The sequence below is a fragment of the Arcicella rosea genome (genome assembly GCF_014204325.1).
In the GTDB taxonomy this organism is placed as follows: Bacteria; Bacteroidota; Bacteroidia; order Cytophagales; family Spirosomataceae; genus Arcicella; species Arcicella rosea_A.
In genome coordinates this window covers 1-18879 of record NZ_JACHKT010000031.1, presented here as the reverse complement: position 1 = coordinate 18879, position 18879 = coordinate 1, and the positions used below count along the sequence as shown (strand labels likewise).

Below are 18879 nucleotides of genomic sequence, written 5' to 3'. Positions count from 1 at the left end.
TTCAGCATATTTTAATTTATACATCATGTACGCTTTAAAAAACTGTCAAATCTTTACCTCAGAAGAGATACTTACCCATAAATTCTTGGTCATCAAAGGCGATAAAATTGCTAAAATATTAGATGAAGACGACATTGAGGAATTGGATAATCTTTTTCCTGATATTCAAATCATTGATTTAGAAGGTTATAATATTGCACCAGCTTTAATCGATGCTCAAATTTATGGCGGTGGTGGAAATTTGTACAATTCAAAAACAACAGAAGAAACCATTCATAATACTTACTTGGAAATTCGTCGTGCAGGAACAACGCATTTCCAAATTACGCTTTCATCTACGCCTTTAGATAAAATTTTAGAGGCGATAGAAGTAGCCAAAAATTATCTTAAAAATGGTGGACAAGGTTTAGCAGGATTACACATAGAAGGTCCTTTTTTTAGTTTCCCTAAGCGTGGGGCTCATGTCGCTGCATTTATCCGAAAACCAAGTATTGAAGAATTAACAAGTATTATTGAAGCTTGTAAAGGTTTGCCAACCTACATGACGGTAGCTCCAGAAGAATTTACCAACGAACAACTTGATTTACTTTTACAAAGTGATATAAAAATTGCAGCAGGACACAGTTCTGCTACTTATCAGCAAGCCAAATATGCTTTCAATAAAGGTATTAAAAGAGTAACCCATTTGTTCAATGCTATGTCGGCATTTCAAGGACGAGAACCTGGTTTGGTGGGGGCAACTTATGATTCTGACGTATGGGCAAGTATTATTCCTGATGGTATTCATGTGGATTTTACGAGTGTTAAAATCTCTAAAAAAATCATGGGAAAAAGGCTTTTCATCATTACCGATGCCGTAACGAATGATGTTTCTGGCGATTATAAATTTATTCATGCTGGCACACATTATACAGATACGAAAGGTACGCTTTCAGGTTCTGCCTTAACGATGCTTCAAGCGGTAAAAAATTGTGTTGAAAAAGTAGATATTCCTCTACCCGAAGCTTTAAGAATGGCTTCAACTTATCCAGCAGAAGTACTTGGTTTAGAACATTCTTTAGGCAAAATCCAAAAAGATTATCAGGCAAATTTCTTTATTTTTGACGATTCTCTCCAGATAAAAGGCTTAATTGAAAATGGCTGTTTGGAATGGTTTTAAATATTTGTGAATTAGTGAGTTGTGATTTAGTGAATTAATAAAGAAAATATAGTTAATTCAAGTAAACAGTTCTTACGAGCTTCATATTCCTAAGATAACCAATATAAAATCTGACATCTGAAAGCCAAAAACCGAAAGCATTTAAAAATGAATTTGATTTCTAAACAACCCAATACAGGAACGACTATTTTCACGGTAATGTCAAAATTAGCTTCTGAACACGAAGCGTTGAATCTATCACAGGGTTTTCCAAATTTTGATTGTTCTCCTAAACTGACTGAGTTGGTCAATCATTACCTCAAAAAAGGAATGAACCAATATGCCCCAATGGCAGGTATTCAATCGCTTCGAGAAATTATTGCCCAGAAAGTAAGTGATTTATATCAAGTAAATTATCATCCAGATAGCGAAGTAACTGTCGTTTCGGGTGCAACAGAAGCTCTTTATGCAGCCATTACAGCTATTGTTCATCAAGGCGACGAGGTTATTCTGCTAGAGCCTTGTTATGACTCTTACACGCCTGCTATTACTTTGAATGGTGGAATTCCTGTTTATGTAACTTTAACGCCAGAGAACGAGTATAAAATTGATTGGAGTATTGTAAAATCAAAAATTACTGAAAAGACCAAACTAATTATACTCAATACTCCTCATAATCCTACAGGAACTGTACTTTCAGAAGAAGATTTGAATCGTTTGTCTGATATTTTGAAAGACACCAATATTTTTTTGATTAGCGATGAAGTATATGAACATATCATTTTTGACGGATTATCACACTGGTCTTTACTTCGCAATCCTGTTTTGAAAGAACGTAGTTTTATTTGTGGTTCTTTCGGAAAAACTTTTCATGTTACAGGCTGGAAAGTTGGATATTGTCTCGCTCCCAAACAACTAAGTGAAGAATTCAGGAAAGTACATCAATGGCTAACATTCTCAACGGTCACTCCGATTCAATATGCGTTAGCAGATTTCTTGCAAGAACCTGAAAACTATCTTTCCATTCCGCAGTTCTATCAAGAGAAACGTGATAAGTTTTTGACTTGTATTCAAGATTCTCGCTTTACCTTTACGCCAGCAAAAGGTAGTTTTTTTCAATGTGTGAATTATGAAAAAATTACGCAGGAAAACGATTATGATTTGGCGATTCGCTTAACGAAGGAAATTGGAGTAGCAAGTATTCCAGTTTCAGTATTTTATCATCAAAAAAATGATTTTAAAATTCTACGATTTTGTTTTGCCAAAGATGATGAAACTTTAGAAAGAGCAGGAGAAAAGCTATCAAAACTTTAGGATTTTGGATGTTAGATTGATAGATAAATTGCTTTACTAATTAAAACTTATAAGCTTAAATAATGGATATTATTCCAAAAACATGAAACATACAATTTATATATTACTCGTATTAGTTACTTGTGCCTCTTGCACAAAACAACCAAAATTAGATGGTTTAGATTTAGAAAAATTTAAAAATGATTTCGGTGGCTGCAAAGGTGAAAGATTGCAAATGGTTGATAAACTAAAATCATTGAAAGAGGAAATCAAAGGAGTAAGCTCAAACGATTTAGACGATTATTTAGGCAAGCCAGACATTCAGCAATTAGCCGACCGCAGCCAAGAATATTATATTTACTTTTTAGAGCCAGGCAATCATTGTGAAGACGTTAAAAAGAAATCGAACGCACAAATGATGGCAGTAAGATTCAGTGCCATGGGAATGGCAACTGAAGTAAATTTCCAAAGAGGAATGCCAGAAGAGTAAGCTAGAATTTTATCGGTAAAACATAAAAAGAAGCAACGGGGATTCCTTGTATCTTGGCAGGAATCCAAGTTTTCATTTTCTTGACAAGATTTATTGCTTCAGCACTCGATTTTGGCGAAGTACCATTATCTAAAACATGAATTTTAGAAATCTCACCAAAACGCTCTACTTTAAATCTTACTAGAACGGTTTCACCTTTTGATTCATTGGGGCGAACCAAATTTTGGCAAATAAATTTATTCAATCCATCCTGTCCTTCCGAAAACATTGCAGGGGTTTCAACATCGTAATAAGTTGAATCCAAATCTAATGTAATGTTCTTGAAATATGAACTTCTTTCCTTGTCTTTTTTACTGACAGGACTTTGTATTTCCAAAACACTTGCTATGAGATTTTTATCTTTTTCAGAAAAAGAATTGGTTGAAATGGTACTCTTTTGTGCTTTGGCATTAATTCCTAACAAAAGGACTAAGCCAAAGAGTGTAAAATTTTTCATTATTTATTACTTAGGACTTTATAAATTCAAAACAGGGTAATACCTATCAATTGCTTAGAGAAATGATGAACAAACGACCAAAAAGAGTATTATTTTGAACTCACATACAAAATAGCATATTCTCAAAAAATTACCTTGTGGTAAATACGAATACAAATGTAATCGTTTTTTTTAGTTTTTCAATTGTGTGTAAATTTTTATTATAATATTTATACACAATTGAAAAACAAGTACTTAACAGTAAGAAAATCTAGTACGAAATACTTATATAATCTTAATCTTTATCAAAAAACCAACCCAAAACCGTTGAGGTTATTGATAAAACAAAACTAAAAATCAAAGGAGGAACAAAGCCATTAACATGAAAGCCATCAATAAAGTAATCTACAATATATACTACGATTACATTGATAACTAAAAGAAATAAACCCAAAGAAAGCACCGTAATTGGGAAGCTAATGAGTTTTAATATAGGTTTCAAAAATGTATTGGCAAAACCCATCGCTAACACCACTAATATAGACGTTTGAAAGCCGTCGATACTAATGCCATTAATGTACTTTGACCCAAACATAACCACAATGGCAATGATTAAATATTTGATAATGAAGTTTGTCATTTCACAAATTGTTCTAAGATTGAAATTAATTTTATCGTGAATGTCTTGAGCGAAGTACATCAATAATTTCATCAAAATCAAGTCCTCTTTGCTCTAATAGGACTAAATAATGAAATAATAAGTCAGCAGCTTCACCTTTGAATAGCTCATCGTTAGAATCCATCGCCTCAATCACTAATTCTACTGCTTCCTCTCCTACTTTCTGAGCAATTTTATTCGTTCCTTTTTCAAATAAACTAGCTGTGTAAGACTTCTCTGAAGGATTATTTTTGCGGTCACGAATAACTGCTTTTAGGTGATTCAACCAACCAGCTTGTCCCGGTTCATTTTTTTCACCCCAACAAGTATCCGATCCAGTATGGCAAGTTGGGCCAGCAGGATTTACTTTAATCAACAAAGTATCTTCATCACAATCTTTCAAAATTTCTACAACGTGTAAGAAATTATCAGATGTTTCGCCTTTTGTCCAGAGACGTTGCTTAGAACGGCTGAAAAAAGTTACGACGCCTTCACGCTCTGTTTTCTCCAAAGCTTCTTGGTTCATATAACCAAGCATTAATACTTTATCTGTCTTAGCATCTTGGATGACAGCAGGGATTAATCCTCCCTGTTTTTCAAAATCTACTTGCATGTTTTTGAATTTAATTTTCCGCAAAATTATAATCTTACAGGGATTCCCTTTTCTCTTAAATACTCTTTTAATTCAATAATATCTATTTCCTTGAAATGGAAAATACTTGCTGCCAAACCTGCATCAGCTTTTCCAACAGTAAATACTTCGTTGAAATGTTCCATCGTTCCCGCTCCGCCAGATGCAATGATTGGAATAGACGAATTACTTGAAATTTCTGCTGTTAATTCATTGGCAAAGCCAGCTTTCGTGCCGTCGGTATCCATTGAAGTCAACAAAATTTCTCCTGCTCCACGCTCTTCTACTTCTTTTGCCCAAGCCAAAGTACGCAAAGCCGTTGGTTTTCTTCCTCCGTGTGTATGAACGATGTGTTCTGAAATTCCATTTTCAGTAACAATAAAACGAGTATCAATCGCCACGATGATACATTGCGAACCAAACTGCAAGGCTAATTCATTAATCAATTCTGGTCTTCTAACAGCCGATGAATTGATAGATACTTTATCCGCACCTGCATTGAGCAAAGCCGAAACGTCTTCAATTGAAGAAATTCCTCCGCCTACGGTAAATGGAATATTTACATTTCGAGCAACGTTTCTTACTAAATCAATTAATGTTTTGCGATTGTCAACTGTTGCTGTAATATCTAAAAATACCAATTCGTCTGCTCCTTGTTCAGCGTAAATGGCACCTAATTCTACGGGGTCTCCAGCATCACGAAGGTTCACGAAATTTGTGCCTTTCACTGTGCGACCGTCTTTTATATCAAGACAAGGAATTATTCTTTTTGTAAGCATATTTTTTTGACTTTAAGACTTAATGACTTTAAGACTAAAGGTACTTAGGTAAAAGACACAAGATTCAAGATTTTTTTATCTGGACTTTAGGATTTTGAGACTTTAGGACTTAAAGACATAAGATTTTAGATACAAGATTCAAGACTTTTTTTGATTTTGAGACTTGAAGACTTTGGGACTTAAAGACGCAAGATTTTAGATACAAGATTCAAGATTAAAGACTTGTAAATTTTATTTGGATTTTAATTTCCTTAAACTGCCGAAATCCGACATCTGAAATCCGATACCCGAAATCCCAACATCTATTTATGTAAATCTGCAATCTGTTTTAAAGTAATTCTACCTTCATAAATCGCTTTGCCGACGATTACTCCGAAGATATTCATTTCATCTAATTTCAAAATATCATCCATTACAGATACTCCTCCGCTGGCAATAATTTGTAAGCTTGGAAACTGATCTTGGAGATTTTTATATAATTGAAAACTTGGTCCTTCTAATAATCCATCTTTAGCTACATCTGTTGAAATCGCATACTTCGCTCCTTTTTCGATATAATTTCCGACAAAATCATACACAGAAGTAGTGGTAGCTTCTTCCCAACCCGAAATGGCAATTTTTTCATCACGAGCATCTGCTCCGAGAATAATTTTTTCTCCGCCATAGCTTTGTAACCATCCTTCAAATAATTCAGGATTTTTAACCGCTACACTTCCGCCTGTTACTTGTTTTGCTCCAGAATTAAAAGCGATTTCAATCATTTCGTCTGATTGTACTCCTCCTCCAAAGTCAATATGAAGATTAGTTTTGGTCGCCAACAATTCTAATACTTTATGATTGACGATACGTTTTTGTTTTGCACCGTCTAAATCTACCAAATGCAAACGCTGAATACCTGCATCTTCAAAAGACTTGGCTACTTCTAAAGGGTTTTCGTTATAGATTTTTTTCTGAGCATAATCGCCCTGCGTAAGACGAACACATTTTCCGTCAATTAAGTCTATGGCTGGAATAATTTGAATCATTTTTTGGGGGACTTTAGGACTGGAAGACTTTAGGACTTAAAGACGATTTAAAATACTTGTCCTCAGTCCTAAAGTCCTCAAATCCTAAAGTCATTTAGTCCTATTTAAATATTTTGATAAACCATGTAATTGATTTTCTATACTTCTTAGATTTTCAATCAGAATCTGAAAATTATCTTCTGAAATATATCCTAAATTCTTAGCTATTATTAATTGCGTTTCTACTTCATAAGCCGATGAGAGACTCATATCTACAAAACGGGTAAAATCTTTGTCACTCCTTCCTGAACCTTCAGCAATGTTTGAAGGAATAGAAACCGAGGCTCTTCTAATCTGAGACGTTAACCCATACTGTTCTTCTTGAGGAAATATTTTGGTGATAACATACATTTCAGTCACAAAAGCAACGGCTTGTTTCCAAACATTTAATTCTCTAAAATTATCTCCTCTCATAAAATAAAGAAGTTTAAATACTCTGTAAAAATCACGTTTGTTAAATCCTTTAGTCTAAAGTCCTTCTGTCTTCAAATCCTAAAGTCCTCCAGTCCTAAAGTCTTAAAATCTATACTTTCAAAAAATTCTCAATAATCCTCTGTCCTTCTTTTCCACTGATTTCGGTATGGAATTGGGCGGCGTAGAAATTTTCTTTGTGAAGCATCGCTGAAAATGGTTGTACATAATCACATTCGGCTACGGTATATGCACTGATTTCGGCATAATAACTATGCACAAAATACATAAAGGCATTTTCTTTTAAGCCTTCTGTCAACTTACTTTTTAGGTTATAAATATTATTCCAACCTACGTGTGGCACTTTGAAATTGCTTGAATCAAAACGTTTTACATTAATATCAAAAATGCCCATACAAGTAGTATCGTTTTCTTCCGAATGCTTACACATCAGTTGCATTCCGACACAAGTACCTAACACAGGTTGTTTCAACGAAGGAATTACTTTATCCAAACCTTTTTCACGCAAGTATGCCATAGCAGTACTTGCCTCGCCAACGCCCGGAAAAATCACTTTATCGGCCGAACGGATTTCAGCTTCATCGTCAGTCCAAAGGTAGTTTACGCCAATTCTATCCAAAGCATACATTACCGACTGCACATTTCCTGCGTTGTATTTGATTATTACTGTTTTCATTTTTTAGAATTAAGAGAAAAACAATTTGAAATTCACCGTCAACACTCCCGATTAAGCATTAAAAAAAGCCTGACTCTTTTCAGGAATCAGGCTTCTATTTATATCGAATACTTGTGTCGTTGCTATTGGCACAATACTCATCAGCCTTTCCTGTTTAGGAAACGAAATGATGGTTATGATGTGTGCCTTTGAAAATCATGATGCAAAAATAGTTATTATTTTGAAATTTACTTTCTAAAGATTTGGTATTTAGTGAGAAAACGAGAATTATTTCGATGGCTATGAGCTTTCGGATGTCGGATTTCGGATTTAAGTTATAATTATAAACGTTTCTTTTTTCTTATTTAAAACCGAAAGCTGATGTCCGAAAACCGAAAGCTTACACTAAAACAAACTCATCTGCTCTACTTTTGGTAAAAATTTAGGTTCTTTTAGGTTCAAGTTAAAATGTAAATTAAACTGCTGAATCCAATAATAAGCCAATTCTGGCACACAATCTTTATCGTTGATATGAACAAAAACATAAACCTCCTCCACTCCTTTTTCAAACCATAGTTTAAGTTTCTGAATCCATTCATCAATTCTTGGATAATCTGATGGATGTTCGTTGCCAGTCCAACGAATCATGGCAATGCTATTACTCAAACTTTGATGAGCTACATCTCTTCTACCAGAAACATCAGTAATCACCGTTCCATGACCATAACTTTGTAATAATGCCAATGCTTGTTGCCATACTTTTTCATTTTTAAACCAATCTTCATGACGAAATTCTACGGCAATTTTCAAATTTGTTGGCAAAGTTTTCAGATACTTTTCTAAAATATGAAAATGCTTCGGCATAAAGTAGGGTGCTAATTGTAAAAATGGAATACCGAGTTTTTCTTCTAATTCAAAAATTCTTTCACAAAACACTTTGGTGATGGCATCAGATTTTTGCAATAAATTATCGTGAGTAATTACTTGTGGAAATTTTGGATTGAAAGTAAAGCCTTCTGCCGAGTCTTCTTTCCAAGCTTTTACTTCATCTTGATTTGGAATTTTATAATGAGTAATATTCAATTCAATCGTTTCAAATTGCTTTGAATGCAATCTTAAATAATCTCCCTTATTTACTTTATGAGGATAAATTTTTCCATTCCAATCTTTATTCGCCCATTCAGGACAACCGACTTTTACTTTTGGTTTTTTCACAGGAATACCAGATAGCACTTTCGTGTTAAAGGCATTATCGGCTTGTAAAGTAAAATCTACTTTGCTTAACTCGTGTATAGGAAGTTTTCCGAAATCCATTTTCCTTGATTTTAATCTTTTAAAGGTAACAAAAAAATCCTGCCTTTACCGACAGGATTTTTGATGTTTCATAAAAACATTAATATACGCTTTTCAGAGTCTATAGAATATTTGAAGGTTTAATCCTCACTCAAAATTCAAAACTCTAAACTCAATTTACTTTGGGTCAAGACCTTTTTCGATTCTGGATAAAACATCTTCAAAATGATACTTTGTCATTTTATCGGTTGTCAAAGGTAAAGCAGCTTTAAGCTCGCTTTTCAATGCCAATAAATGTCCACGAGTTACCGAAGTAATATCTGTTTTGCGTGGGTCAACTGGTGCAGGCACTACAGTTCCTCTGAAGCTAAATCCACCTTGACCACCAACAGCTGGGCCATTTAAAATAGCAAGCATTCTTTCTACATATACTTTCTGTAAATTTCTACGAGTAGCGTCAGTTACTTTACGAGTACGTGCTTCTGACCAAATTGAAGTACGAACGTCTGTAAATAATTCATCCAAGCTATATGAAGCTGGATTTTTAGCATTCATTTCAACTAAACGTTGTAAACGATCTGAAGTAAATAAATTATTCAGCGTAGCTTCTTGAATACGGCTGATTGCATCTACTCCATAATCTGGACGAATTTTAGTGATAATTTTATCATCTAATAACCAAGATGGCGTATCAAAAACCTGACGATTCAACCATAAAACAGCACTTTTCTGAACACTCTTAGGAGTTGGCTCATAAACTGCACCTTGTTGGTCAGCAGTTTTTGGCGTTTCATAAACACCACCAATATTTTTTGAAACATGACCGATATAACGACGATATTGCGTAACAATTTCGTTATAAGACTCCGTCAACATATCAAAATCTTGTGCTTCTTCTTTTGTCCATTCCGTTAAGTTGGGTACAATTCTTTTCAAGTTTTTGATACCGTAATCACTTGCCAACATATTGTCGTCGCCCAAACATTCACTTTGTGTACGTGGATCATAAGGGTTTGTTTCTGTACCGAACCAAATTCTTGGGTTTTTAGCAAATTCCTGAATATACTGTTTGCTCAAAGTTTTTTGGTCATCTTCTGGTGTAACACCATCTAATGTCTGGTAAGCCCATTTAATTGCCCAAATATCATATTCACCAATGCGTGGATACAAATCTTTCACGCCATCTTCTGGTTGTGCTACATAATTGAAACGAGCATAATCCATGATTGAAGGCGTATGTCCATGTTCAGCAATCCATTTCGGGTCACGAAGTTTTTCTACTGGCACAGTACTACTTGAACCATAATTGTGACGTAAACCGATTGTGTGACCTACTTCATGAGATGATACAAAACGAATCAAATCACCCATTAATTCATCATCAAATTTATTTTTTCTAGCACGTGGGTCAACTGCTGCACCTTGGGTCATGTACCATTTTTTCAATAACTTCATTACGTTATGATACCAACCGATGTGACTTTCTAAGATTTCACCAGAACGTGGGTCATTTACATTAGGGCCATAAGCATTTTCAATATCAGAAGCGAAGTAACGAATTGCAGAATAACGAGCATCTTCTAAACTGATTGTCGTATCTTTTTCAGTCAAGATTTCTCCACGGATAGCATTTTTCCAACCAGCCGCTTCAAAAGCTTTTTGCCAATCGTCAACACCTAATTTCAAATATTTACGCCATTTTTCAGGAGTAGCTGGGTCGATATAATATACAATTGGTTTTTTCGGCTCAATCAATTCCCCTCTTTTTTGCTTAGCCGCATCTTCTGCATTTTTGGGTTCTAATCTCCAACGAACAGCAAAAGTTTGGTCTTCTGTGCGTTGCCCACCTTCTTCAAATACAGTATAACCACTTGCAAAGTATCCAATTCTGTTATCGAAATAACGTTTTTTCATCGGTGTACTTGGCAATAAAATCATTGAAGTATTAAGTTCAATGGTCACAGCACCTGCTGCTGCTGCACCAGGAATATTAACCGAAGGTACAGGACTTGGCGCACCAAAACTTGGCATTGGCGGAATTGCATTGAAAGTTTTAACCGTTCTGATTTCCGTATTGATTGGATACGATTTTATCGACTGAATATAAGAACGATCAGGTGCAATTGCAGTAAGTTTATAAGTTGTTTTTGTATAAGGAGGCAAAGAGAAAATCTGATTATCACCCTTAAAAAATTCCGTTACTTCAATAACTGATGAACTTGTTTTACTGATAGAATCTTTTTTGATAGCTTTTAAATCAAAAGCCTGAGCGATTGGTTCAACATTTGAATTCTTTACAGCTTTGTAAATTGGTGCAGCAGAATCTGGAGAAACATTGATATACTGTACTGCACGAAGGAATACTTTGTTTTCAGGTGCTTTTTCAAAACGAATTACCTGACGGTTCAACATTTCGCCACCATAAGTACCTGGAATAGTAGCGACTTTTGCGAAACGAGTAATACTCATGATTTCTTTGCCCATGATTGAATCAGGAATTTCAAAGAAAAACTTTTCATCAATTTTATGAACCGTAAAAAGACCTTTTGAAGTTTTTGCTTTGTCGGTAATTACTTCTTTGTAAGGTCTAGGTCCAGGTTTTGGAGCTTCGGCTGGTTTAGGAGCTGGTGCAGTTGTTGCCACTGCAGGTGCTTTTGTATCTCCTTTTTTATCTTGTGCGTTTACAGAAATCGTAAAACACGACAAAGCCAAAAGAGCAATTTTAGTCTGAGTTTTTAGCATGATGATTTAAAAATTGTTGAAAAAATAAACGGTCTAAGATAAGATATTAAGCTTTATTTCAGAAAAGTTTTTGATGAATGGCAATCTTTTACCTATTAAAAACAGTATTTAGTCTGAATCGTCGATTTGATAAGCTCCTTGTTTGCGTAAATTAATACAATTCAAGCCCAGCAGTTTTGCCTGATTACTCAGTTTATCGGCATACCAATCCGAATAAGAAGCATCAATGATTAAAAATTTGAATTGTACTTTACCTACAATTTGTGTTAAATCATTTACAGATTTATTCGCTAAAATTAAGTAATCAAAAAACTGATTTTGGGCATTGAATTCTTTTCTTTTCAGGTTTTTACCAAGCCAAAGAAAAGTCTTATTTTTCCAAGCAATTATTGTGACGGAATCTTTACTTTGTGAAATTACACCGAATGATTTTAATACTTGATTTTGATTCAAATCTCTTTTCAACGTATCCATTACTCCAGCTTTCGCCCAAAAATTATTCATTCTAAAACCAATATCTTTTCTACTTTTCAAAAAAGAATCATTTGCCAACAACAGTACTCGTTTACCTTTAACTACAGAAAATGCACTATGTTTTGGAATTGAATGAATCAGTAAAAAATCTTGATTCATTTGCTTTACTTTTTTGTTAATCGTTAAGGCAATTAAAACACAGACAATTACACTACTTGTTTTCACCCAATGATATTCTTGCGTTTTACATAATACCATTAACTTAAAAATTAGTGCATACATTAAATACATTTCACCTTCCGAAATCCACAAAAATTTAGTGATAGCAAAAGGTAAAGCCTCAAACCAAAGAACAGTTTTATTAAGTGCCAAAATAGAAAACTTCAAACCTTGACCTAACAAATAGAGAATTGCCTCAAGATTAAAGTATAATAATATTTTAGCCATTATCACAAAACCCAAACCATACATTAATACAACCGAAGAAAGTAAGATTACGAGCGGATTGGCGAATAGAAAGTAATTCGGAAACTGATGGAAATAATAAATAGTAATCGGAAAGGTAGCAATTTGTGCAGCAATCGCTACGGTTGTTACTTTCCAAGTGCGGTCGGCAAGCCAATGAAACCAACTTTTATTTTTATCAATCACAACAAGCGGATTGAGTTTGGGTTGAAAGTAAATCATTCCAAAAACGGCTAAAAACGATAATTGAAAACCAACATTGAATAAAAAATAAGGATTTATCAACAACAAACAGAAAGCAGAAAAGGCGACAGTATTATAAGAATTATCTTTTCGTTGAAAAGTTTTAGCTATCAAAATCACCGAAAACATAAAAGTAGAACGAAGTACTGGCGAAGATAATCCAGTGATAAAAGCATAAAACCAAAGTGACGTTAAAATAATAAGTAACATCACAAATTTGCCATTTTTGCCCCGTTTATTCAAAAAACCAAGTAAAAACACCAATACAGCACAAATTACTCCGACATGTAAACCCGAAACCGACAACACATGAATAGCTCCAGCAGCAGAATACGCCTGCATCAATTCGCTGTCTATATCATCTCTTTGCCCTAAAATCATGGCATTTGCTACGCCATATTCTTGTTTGCCTTCAACAAAAGCCGTGAAAATAGAATCTGCCACAATATTTGTTTTTAGGGCTAAGGCTTTTATCAAATTGGGTTTTTCATTTCCTACTTTTTCAATTGCTGAAACTGTACAATACTGTTGAAAACCAATATTTTGCCAAGCCATGTATTGTCGATAATCAAATTCTTCTGGGTTTTTAGAAGCAGAAATTTCTTGTGGATTTCCTTTAATCAAATAGACATCTCCATAATTTGGTTTTTCCACAGTACGATTATCAAAATAGAGAAGTATTTTTCCAGAACTTGTTAATATTTGATTATTGACAATGACTGAACGAACCTCAGCGATACATTTCCAAGTATTTTCTTTCTCTTCGACCAAGTTATCCACAATTACTTCAAAATGGCTTAGCCTTGAAACATTATGTGAATAATGCTGTGGAAAATTACTTTCTGTCACCAAAAAAGTTCTTAGTAAACCTGTTAGTAACAAAACCGCAAAACCTGTGAAACCTATAAGTAAATGGTTTTTAAATCGTTGTCGGAAAATATACAGAGCGATATAAATGCTAATGCTTAACAACCAAACAACAAAAATCGGTTGAAGATGGGAAGGAGTAAAAAAATTGTAAATCACAATGCCCAAAATCAGGGCAATTGTAAAACGAACAAATGGAAACGGAGAGAAGTAGTTCATATTAAGCCATTTAAGGTATAGAATTCTAAATTAAGAAATATTTTTGAAAACATAATTATAGAGCTTTTCTCTTTTAATTAAGTTTTCCATTTCAATTATCTGTATCTTTGCGGATTAGCCGATTTCAAACAAAGCATTCAGAAAAATGTCAATAATCCTTGCAGAAAAATTAAGAAAATACCTCAAATCAAATGCTTTACCACAGAGTGTTTCTCGTGGAAAAATCATTTATCAAAAGGGAGGAACTACATTCGAAAAAATATCTTATACCGACAAAGGCGAAGCAACAATCAAAGTAAAAAGCGATTCTAGTTCTAAATTCTATACAGTAATCATCAAAAACTGGAATACTGCCATTGTAAGCTCTAACTGTTCTTGCGACTATGATTGGGGTGGAATTTGTAAACACCGTGTTGCCGCTTTACTCTTTTTAGAACAAGATTTACTTACTCGCAAACCAAGCGTCATCCAATCGCTTCCTTTAAAGAAAACATATCCAACTTCATATCATATTATCAGAATAAGTACTTTCGACGATTGGTCTTTAAAAAGTCATTCAAGTTTAGATGATTGGAAAAATCGTGCAAGTGTTCAGAACGTACAAATTATTTCTGCGATTGACGGAGCTGCCGTTGTAGATGTAGAATACAAAAAAGAGACTTTCCATTTAAAATTTGAAAAACTCCGTTTCAATAGCGAAGTAGCTACTTCATGTTCTTGTGCTCAGGATATTGAAAACCAATTGTGTATTCATAAAATTGGAGCATTAATCGCCATTCGTGATACTTACGGCCCGAACAATCCATTCGATAGAATGCGTGACTATACCGTTGAAAAAGATAAATTACTGGCAGAATATGGTTTTTCTTTAGAAGATGATTTACAAGATAAATTTGATTTCAAACTAAAGTCGGATGGCTCGGTTCAATTACTTCGCCTCGACCAAAGTATTCAGAAATTAAGTCAATTTCAAAACTGGCGAAACATCAATAATAGAATTTTCAGAACACCCGAAAATTCATTTTTAATCAATAATGATGATGTAGAACGTGAACTCCGTCAAATTCTATACGTACTTCGTTTCAAAGGAACAGAATTTGTAAACGACGTAGCGATTGATACTTATTCGTACAAAGCTGGAGCAAACGGTAAAATGGCTTATATCCGTTCTTTGAAAGATAGTGATTTTGATAGTTTTCCAGTTTTAACCGATGCCGACAGCCAAGTAATTGGTTTAATCAATAGTATTAAAGATGATGGCTTGAAAGCTTTTGGTAAGAAAAAAGAATTACGTTTGCCGTACTTCTACGATTATTTGAATCGAGACGAAGTTTCAGCCAACGATTTACCCATCGTAGAAGAGTATATCAATAAGAAATTAGACAGAATTTTTAATCTCTTATCTGACAAACAAGTACATACAAGCAAGACTTCGTTTGTGAGTAGCCAGATTGATGTTGAGGAAATTAAGATTGGTAAGGAAAGAATTTTCCCTTCATTTACTTTATCGGAAGAAGAAGATTTTATCATTTTAGAAGGATTCACAACCATCAATCAGAAAAAAACAAAACTAGCTTCTTTAGCTAATCCAAACAGTTATTGGGTTAGAAGTATCGGAAATGTTTTATATAAATTGGCAAATCCAGAAGTAGCCAATTTGTTGAGTTATCTTCCTAAAAATGGTGTAATTAAAGTACGAAAAAGCAATTTTGCAGGCTTCTTTCAAGATTTCGTTTTGCCATTAGCCGAAAAATTTACGGTTGATTTAGAGATTAATCATGAAATTGAACATCAACATGTCAATTTTCAGCAAATAAAAATTTACTTAAAAGAAGACGATGGCAATTTACTTTTCGTCCCAATGTATGAATACGAAAATGAAATCGAATTTTCGCACGATCAAAAAACGAATAAAATCAATTTTGAAAACGAGAAAATTACCATTCAACATCGTAACACGGAAGCCGAGAAAAACTTTTATCAAATCATCAAAGAACAACATCCTTCTTTCGAAAACCAAAGTCAATATCCATTCTTTTACTTGTCGTTCAATAATGTATTGAAAGACGGTTGGCTTTACAAGTTTTTTGAAGCCATGAAAGCTCATGATATTACGATTTTAGGATTTAAGGATTTAAAGAAATTCAGATATAATCCGCATAAAGCAGAATTTAATATCAAAGCTGGTTCAGGAATTGATTGGTTTGATATGAAAATTGAAGTACAATTCGGCGACCAATTGATTGGTATCAAAGAAATTCAAAAAGCCGTTTTAAAGAAACAAAACTATGTTGAGTTAAAAGATGGCTCACTTGGAATGTTGCCAGAAGAATGGCTAAAACGCTACGAAAATGTATTAAAACTTGGAAAAGTAAAAGGCGACCAATTACAGCTTTCTAAAATGCACTTTTCGTTGATTGACGAGTTGAGTAAAGACATCAATGATTTTGAATTTGAGCAAGAACTTTTCGAGAAAAAACAAAAGCTGTTGAATTTCAAAGAAATGGCTGAAATTGCTTTACCACAAAATATGAACGCACAATTGCGTGACTACCAAGTGGAAGGTTTTAAATGGTTGAATTTCTTAGATGAATTTTCGTGGGGAGGAATTCTTGCCGACGATATGGGGCTTGGAAAAACTCTTCAAATGCTCACTTTCCTACAAGAGCAACAAAACCGTAAACCAGATGGCGTAAATCTAGTTGTTTTACCTACAACTTTGATTTTTAACTGGCAAGCTGAAGCCGCCAAATTCTGCCCAGATTTAAAACTGTTTGTTCATCGTGGCGGAACTCGTCAAAAAATCAACGAACATTGGCATGAGTACGACATTATTCTGACAACTTACGGAATGGTTCGTTCAGACATTGAACTTTTTCGTGCCTTTAATTTCAATTATATTATTCTTGATGAATCTCAGGCTATCAAAAACCCTGATTCTTTGATTTCTAAAGCCGTTAAGTTACTTCAATCACGCAATCGTTTGGTGATGACAGGAACGCCTGTTGAGAATAATACTTTTGATTTGTATTCTCAAATGGAGTTTATCAATCCAGGTTTATTAGGAAGCGGAGAGTTTTTCAAAGCAGAGTTTTCAAATCCAATTGATAAAAACCAAGACAAAGAAAAGGCTTCACAATTACGAAAAATTGTGTATCCTTTTATGCTAAAAAGAACGAAAGAAGAAGTAGCGAAAGATTTACCAGAAAAAACAGAAAGTATTATTTACTGTGAAATGGACAAAAAGCAACGAAAAGTATATGATACTTTCCGTGAAATTTATCGCCAGAAATTGGTTGATAAAATGTCCACTGATGGTAGAGAAAAGGCAGCATTCTTGATTCTGGAAGGTTTATTAAAGCTTCGTCAGATATGTGATAGTCCAGCACTTTTAAACGACGATACAGAGTATGATACAAACTCTGCTAAACTTGAGGAAATCATTCGTGAAATTGAAGAAAATGCAGGGAATCATAAAATCTTAATTTTCAGTCAATTCTTAAAAATGCTAGATTTAATCAAACAGCATCTTGAAAAGCATCATATAAAATATGAATACTTAGACGGCAAAACGACCGATAGAGCTGATAGAGTAAATCATTTTCAGGATGATGAAACTTGTAGAGTGTTCTTGATGAGCTTAAAAGCTGGTGGAGTAGGTATTAACCTCACAGAAGCCGATTACGTCTATCTAGTTGACCCTTGGTGGAATCCAGCAGTTGAACAACAAGCGATTGATAGAACGCACAGAATTGGGCAGAAAAAGAGTGTTTTTGCTTACAGAATGATTTGTAAAGACACAATCGAAGAGAAAATTTTATTACTTCAAGATAAAAAACGAGACATTGCGAAAGATATAATTAGTACTGAAGATGGTTTCTTAAAGAAACTTTCACAAGATGATATTATAGATTTATTCTCCTAAGATTCATTTAAATACTCCTTAGTTTAGTAATGGACTAGGGAGTATATTCTTTCAAATACCTCTCTGTTTCATAATTCTTAGTGAAACAAACTTATACTTCAAACCTACAGAAAGATTAATCCAACCATCATTTGCTGTATCACTATACGAATTTACTCCTCCAATTTTATGTGGAGTAGTCAGATTATAAGCAGTTGTAGCATCTAATTTATCATTATAAACCCAAGAATAACGTAAGTCAAAAACGGTTGAAAGCCGTTTACTAAGCCAAAGTTCAGTCATAAAGCCAAAAGGAACTACTAATTCTCTAGTGTAATATATTCCTTTACTACCAACTCCTACACCAGCTTGTTGAAAAATAGAAGTATGTCTTGTTGTACCATCGGCAGTAGTTCTCAAAAAAGCTCCAGATTTTAAGTCATAAACATCTGTATGAAACCATATCATTCCTAAGCCTATATAAGGCTTTAAGATTGAATTTCTTCTACTATCTTCAAAAAGTCTGCTAAGATTAAGAGAGGTTAAAAAGTTTAATTGGAAGAAATCGCTCTCAAATCGTGAAAAATACGGCTTATTTTCATAGCCCGACAAATTCCCAAAATTACTTTCAAACATTAAATTAATTTTTTGAGAAATTCCTTTCTCTACACCAATAGATATGACAGGATTAAAAGTACCTAAATGACCTAATTCACCTACAGTAGTAGCCATACCAAAAGAGGTATTAATTGAATAGCCATCAATGTAGCTAAATTGTTTTTGAGAGAATGCAAAGAAGGGAATCATGAAATAGCCAAAGCCTATCATAATTAAGTGTAGTATTCTTTTCATTGTAGAGCGTTTTTACCTTAAATATACGTGCTCTCATTTAAAAAGTCAATAATTAGGGTTTAGTATAAAACAAAACTCCCTTGATAAGTTAATTTATCAAGGGAGTTTTATAATATTTTTGGGGTTTATTTACTTTCCCGCATATGATTGCAGTATCATCAACGGAACTGGGCTTAACTTCTCTGTTCGAGATGGGAAGAGGTGA

Annotated in this window: 15 protein-coding genes and 1 rRNA gene; 4 read left to right on the top strand and 12 right to left on the bottom strand. The window is 34.0% G+C overall.

The genetic code is table 11. From position 1 onward, the window contains the following. The first annotated feature begins 25 nt into the window (after positions 1-25). From nagA to HNP25_RS17310, 3 genes are all read left to right on the top strand, one after another. The gene (gene nagA / locus HNP25_RS17320) at positions 26-1159 is read left to right on the top strand and encodes an N-acetylglucosamine-6-phosphate deacetylase (protein ID WP_184136206.1); all 1134 of its coding nucleotides are present in this window, start codon (positions 26-28) and stop codon (positions 1157-1159) included. 147 nt (positions 1160-1306) lie between these two features. Then, complete coding sequence (locus tag HNP25_RS17315) at positions 1307-2452, top strand: methionine aminotransferase (protein ID WP_184136204.1); 1146 nt, start codon at positions 1307-1309, stop codon at positions 2450-2452. 82 nt (positions 2453-2534) lie between these two features. Beyond that, positions 2535-2921, top strand: a complete 387-nt coding sequence (locus HNP25_RS17310) for a hypothetical protein (RefSeq protein ID WP_184136202.1) — start codon at positions 2535-2537, stop codon at positions 2919-2921. Position 2922: 1 nt separating this feature from the next. On the opposite strand, the gene HNP25_RS17305 is transcribed toward HNP25_RS17310, so the two are convergent. The 10 genes from HNP25_RS17305 to HNP25_RS17260 all read right to left on the bottom strand — a co-directional run bounded on the left by HNP25_RS17305 (position 2923) and on the right by HNP25_RS17260 (position 13918). Beyond that, a complete protein-coding gene (locus HNP25_RS17305; protein ID WP_184136200.1) occupies positions 2923-3417 on the bottom strand; it encodes an energy transducer TonB in 495 nt (164 codons plus the stop codon). A gap of 274 nt (positions 3418-3691) precedes the next feature. Continuing rightward, positions 3692-4036 carry a phage holin family protein gene (locus HNP25_RS17300; protein WP_184136198.1) on the bottom strand — a complete coding sequence of 115 codons (345 nt, stop codon included), beginning with the start codon at positions 4034-4036 and terminating at the stop codon, positions 3692-3694. A gap of 31 nt (positions 4037-4067) precedes the next feature. Continuing rightward, positions 4068-4667, bottom strand: a complete 600-nt coding sequence (hisIE, locus tag HNP25_RS17295) for a bifunctional phosphoribosyl-AMP cyclohydrolase/phosphoribosyl-ATP diphosphatase HisIE (RefSeq protein ID WP_184136196.1) — start codon at positions 4665-4667, stop codon at positions 4068-4070. A gap of 26 nt (positions 4668-4693) precedes the next feature. Continuing rightward, a complete protein-coding gene (gene hisF, locus HNP25_RS17290; RefSeq protein WP_184136194.1) occupies positions 4694-5464 on the bottom strand; it encodes an imidazole glycerol phosphate synthase subunit HisF in 771 nt (256 codons plus the stop codon). A gap of 302 nt (positions 5465-5766) precedes the next feature. Continuing rightward, complete coding sequence (gene hisA, locus HNP25_RS17285) at positions 5767-6489, bottom strand: 1-(5-phosphoribosyl)-5-[(5-phosphoribosylamino)methylideneamino]imidazole-4-carboxamide isomerase (RefSeq protein WP_184136193.1); 723 nt, start codon at positions 6487-6489, stop codon at positions 5767-5769. A gap of 90 nt (positions 6490-6579) precedes the next feature. Then, positions 6580-6942: a four helix bundle protein gene (locus HNP25_RS17280; protein ID WP_184136191.1), complete on the bottom strand. Its 363-nt coding sequence runs from the start codon at positions 6940-6942 to the stop codon at positions 6580-6582. A 109-nt stretch (positions 6943-7051) separates the two neighbouring features. Continuing rightward, positions 7052-7636, bottom strand: coding sequence for an imidazole glycerol phosphate synthase subunit HisH (gene hisH, locus HNP25_RS17275; protein ID WP_184136189.1), 585 nt, complete (start codon positions 7634-7636; stop codon positions 7052-7054). Positions 7637-8020: 384 nt separating this feature from the next. After that, positions 8021-8929, bottom strand: coding sequence for a DUF72 domain-containing protein (locus tag HNP25_RS17270; protein WP_184136187.1), 909 nt, complete (start codon positions 8927-8929; stop codon positions 8021-8023). 156 nt (positions 8930-9085) lie between these two features. Then, the gene (locus HNP25_RS17265; protein WP_184136185.1) at positions 9086-11650 is read right to left on the bottom strand and encodes a zinc-dependent metalloprotease; all 2565 of its coding nucleotides are present in this window, start codon (positions 11648-11650) and stop codon (positions 9086-9088) included. Positions 11651-11758: 108 nt separating this feature from the next. Next, positions 11759-13918, bottom strand: coding sequence for a ComEC/Rec2 family competence protein (locus HNP25_RS17260; protein ID WP_184136183.1), 2160 nt, complete (start codon positions 13916-13918; stop codon positions 11759-11761). A gap of 145 nt (positions 13919-14063) precedes the next feature. On the opposite strand from HNP25_RS17260, the gene HNP25_RS17255 reads away from it, so the two are divergent. Beyond that, the gene (locus tag HNP25_RS17255; RefSeq protein WP_184136181.1) at positions 14064-17843 is read left to right on the top strand and encodes a DEAD/DEAH box helicase; all 3780 of its coding nucleotides are present in this window, start codon (positions 14064-14066) and stop codon (positions 17841-17843) included. A 51-nt stretch (positions 17844-17894) separates the two neighbouring features. Here HNP25_RS17255 and HNP25_RS17250 read toward each other — a convergent pair whose 3' ends face one another. Both HNP25_RS17250 and rrf read right to left on the bottom strand, forming a co-directional pair. Then, on the bottom strand, positions 17895-18674 hold the full coding sequence (locus HNP25_RS17250) for a hypothetical protein (protein WP_184136179.1): 780 nt from the start codon (positions 18672-18674) through the stop codon (positions 17895-17897). Between the two features lie 116 nt (positions 18675-18790). Continuing rightward, positions 18791-18879: ribosomal RNA gene (gene rrf / locus HNP25_RS22135) — 5S ribosomal RNA — on the bottom strand; the annotation flags it as partial.